This is a genomic window from Micromonospora craterilacus (genome assembly GCF_003236315.1).
In the GTDB taxonomy this organism is placed as follows: domain Bacteria; phylum Actinomycetota; class Actinomycetes; order Mycobacteriales; family Micromonosporaceae; genus Micromonospora; species Micromonospora craterilacus.
In genome coordinates this window covers 1-383 of the sequence record NZ_POTY01000606.1, presented here as the reverse complement: position 1 = coordinate 383, position 383 = coordinate 1, and the positions used below count along the sequence as shown (strand labels likewise).

Genomic DNA, 383 nt, shown 5'->3' with positions numbered 1-383 from the left:
ACTATCGATAATCCCTTCATGCCTTTGGATTGCTGTTTCAGCGGCGTTCATCCCTGAAGATGCCCGCATAGAGTTTCCACCAGGCTTCTCCATCTTCTCTAGGACAACCACTTTTTTGCCCAACTCAGTCAGTTCTAGAGCACTGGTTAAACCCGTACTCCCAGCTCCGATAATAATTACATCATATTTGCTACTTAAATCATTAATACTTGTTGGTTTAAATTCTACTCGTTCAGTCACTACTAAACCTCCGCTTATTTCTCGGAGCTAAACTCCGCAATGTTGTTAAAGTGATATTGATCCATTGCTGGAACTAAGCCTTGAATAATGTCGTGGCAAGCATGTGGATTACCATAATTTGCTGATCCAACTTGAACAGCCCC

The 383-nt window shown here is 42.3% G+C and carries 1 protein-coding gene; it reads right to left on the bottom strand.

Features of this window, described 5'->3' with window-relative positions; all coding sequences use genetic code 11:
* The coding region (locus C1I95_RS37575) for an FAD-dependent oxidoreductase (RefSeq protein WP_146605976.1) at positions 1-240 on the bottom strand (240 nt) is incomplete at its 3' end.
* Between the last annotated feature and the right edge of the window lie 143 nt (positions 241-383).